The 2,671-nt window shown below is 41.6% G+C and carries 2 protein-coding genes; both read left to right on the forward strand.

The annotated features are described in order from the left end of the window. The first annotated feature begins 908 nt into the window (after positions 1-908). The gene (locus ACFPOF_RS24005) at positions 909-1,274 is read left to right on the forward strand and encodes a VOC family protein (RefSeq protein WP_378137448.1); all 366 of its coding nucleotides are present in this window, start codon (positions 909-911) and stop codon (positions 1,272-1,274) included. Between the two features lie 125 nt (positions 1,275-1,399). Continuing rightward, positions 1,400-1,543 (forward strand): hypothetical protein, encoded by a 144-nt coding sequence (locus ACFPOF_RS24010; protein WP_378137450.1) that lies wholly within the window; start codon positions 1,400-1,402, stop codon positions 1,541-1,543. Positions 1,544-2,671 lie beyond the last annotated feature (1,128 nt).

Here is a 2,671-nt window from a genome sequence, read left to right on the forward strand (position 1 = left end):
CAGGGGAGCGGAATCAGCCGGACACATCCAACTCCCTAACCGCATCGCGGCCGCCCTCCGGGCTTAAGGGAGTTGGACGTCGTGAACACATGAACGTTAGACGAAATTGGACCGCAGCTACTACGAGTTATATTTTTGCATACTGTGGAGATTGCCATCGGAATCAAAGAAGAACATGAAGTATTTCAAGTTTCATCGGACTTAGTTACAGCGTGCTTGGCATTTAAGATCAAATATCGAAAGACAATTGGAAAGATAATGAAGACCAACCGCTGATTTTTTGAAAGCAAGAGATGCCTGAAAGTAGAAAGGACAATTTTTGTAAGCGAGAGGTGCCTGAACGCAGGGATTAAGAACAAGAGTAAGCAAGAGGTGCCTGAAAGTAAAGAAATAATTAGTTGTTGAAGGTTGAACCAGGATGCAGAGATTGTCGGTGTCTAGAGGACTGCGAGATTGGCAATGAAGCAGGAACAAGTAGAAGATTCAGAGAAGTCTTCGGGAAGAGATGGCAAGAGTTGTTGCTGCGTTCTTTGATTCAGCGAGTAAGGCAAACGATTTTAATGAAGAACATGTTCGAGCCCGGAAGGAACTTTGGAGTAGAGCAGCATGCGAAGAATGTCCAACATCGTCTAACACCATGTTCACGCTTCGGGGCATTCGCCCCTTGGTCCGGCAGGAGTTAGATGTGGATTCAGAGGTGTAATTGGCAGCAGCAGGGAAGCAAATTCAGCCGGACACATCCGCACCGACTAAGCGCATCGCGCCCGGCGACTATGTCGCCTTAAGTCGGTGGTACGTCGTGAACACATGAACGTTATATGACATACCTGAAGGGCAACAATACCAAACCGGTAATAATTCTATTGCATTCAAATTGGTCGAAATTTCAAAGACAGGGGATAATCTGAATGATTATTGGATTTCATCATGCTCAAATCACGGTGTCGAAAGAACAAGAAAAAGAAGCTAAATCATTTTATTGTGGAGTACTTCAATTATCAGAACTTGAAAAACCAGACTCTCTTAAAGGCCGTGGAGGGTTTTGGGTTCAGGTGGGCAATCAGGAATTACATATTGGAATTGAAGAAGGAATAGATCGTAAAAAGACTAAGGCCCACTTGGCATATCAAGTGGAAGAAATAGAAATAATCAAGGATAAATTAACATCAATTGGAATTGAAGTTTTAGAAGCTATTCCAATTCCGGGGTATGAACGATTTGAATGCAGAGATCCTTTTGGGAATCGAATTGAATTTATAAAATTACTTGTATAACAGAATAGTAAGAACACTAAGGCATTATCAAGTATTTCAGGAAGTCAGGTACGTCATATAACACCATGTTCACGCTTCGGGGCATTCGCCCCTCGGTCCGGCAGAAGTTAGATGTGGATTCGGGGATGCAATTGGCAGTAACAGGGAAGTGGAATCAGCCGGACACATCCGCACCGACTAAGCGCATCGCGCCCGGCGACTTCGTCGCCTTAAGTCGGTGGGACGTCGTGAACACATTTACGTTATATGAAACCGGCGAAAGATCTTAAATATACTTCATTCCTGATAGACGGGGGAGTCTCCAATTACCATTTTGATTTGTATAATACTTGCAGGGGTATTCCTGTTATCATTATGGAGTACTATTGAAGGTATTAAGAACCGATCTAGATTTATATTTCATGAAAGAATTAAGTATTATTTTTTCGGATTATTACTTTCATTATTTTTATCGGGCTTAGCATATAATTCATCTGAAACAGAAAAAAATATAGGATTATTGATTATATTGGTAATAATTTTAACATTATTATTCGGCAATCTATTTTATTATACAAAAGCAGAGAAAATTAAGAATGTTCTTGAAATCAAATTTAGAATATTGAAGTACTTGTTGTTTTCAATAATATTATTGTTTTTGAATTTAATAATTATTGAAATATTGAAGTAATGTTTAAGTTCAATTGTAAGTATACTCGAAGAAGTCGCCGGCATCATATAACACCATGTTCACGCATCGGGCCATTCGGCCCTCGGTCCGGCAGGAGTTAGATGTAGATTCGGAGAAGTCATTGGCAGTAGCAGGGAAGCGGAATCAGCCGGACACATCCGCACCGACTAACCGCATCGCGGCCGCCACTTCGTGGCTTAAGTCGGTGGGACGTCGTGAACACAAGAACGTTAGACGAAATTGGACCGCAGCTACTACGAGTTATATTTTTGCATACTGTGGAGATTGCCATCGGAATCAAAGAAGAACATGAAGTATATCAGGTTTCATCGGACTTAGTTACAGCGTGCTTGGCATTAAAGATCAAATATCGAAAGACAATTGGAAAGATAATGAAGACCAAGCGGTGATTTTTTGAAAGCAAGAGGTGCCTGAAAGTAGGAAGGACAATTTTTGTAAGCGAGAGTTACCTGAAAGCAGGGATTAAGAACAAGAGAAAGCAAGAGGTGCCTGAAAGTAAAGAAATAGTTAGTTGTTGAGGGTTGAACCAGGAAGCAGAGATTGTCGGTGTCTAGAGGACTGCGAGATCGGCAATGAAGCAGGAACAAGTAGAAGATTCAGAGAAGAATTCGGGAAGAGATGGCAAGAGTTGTTGCGGCGTTCTTTGATTCAGCGAGTAAGGCAAACGATTTTAATGAAGAACATGTTCGAGCCCGGAAGGAACTTT

This window comes from Cohnella soli (genome assembly GCF_042655525.1).
GTDB classification, from domain to species: Bacteria; Bacillota; Bacilli; order Paenibacillales; family Paenibacillaceae; genus Cohnella; species Cohnella soli.

Excerpts from the sequence above, each read along its gene's own strand:
- ACFPOF_RS24010 (WP_378137450.1), top strand. The coding sequence starts at position 1,400 with ATGCAATTGGCAGTAACAGGGAAGTGGAATCAGCCGGACACATCCGCA.
- ACFPOF_RS24005 (WP_378137448.1), top strand. The coding sequence starts at position 909 with ATGATTATTGGATTTCATCATGCTCAAATCACGGTGTCGAAAGAACAA.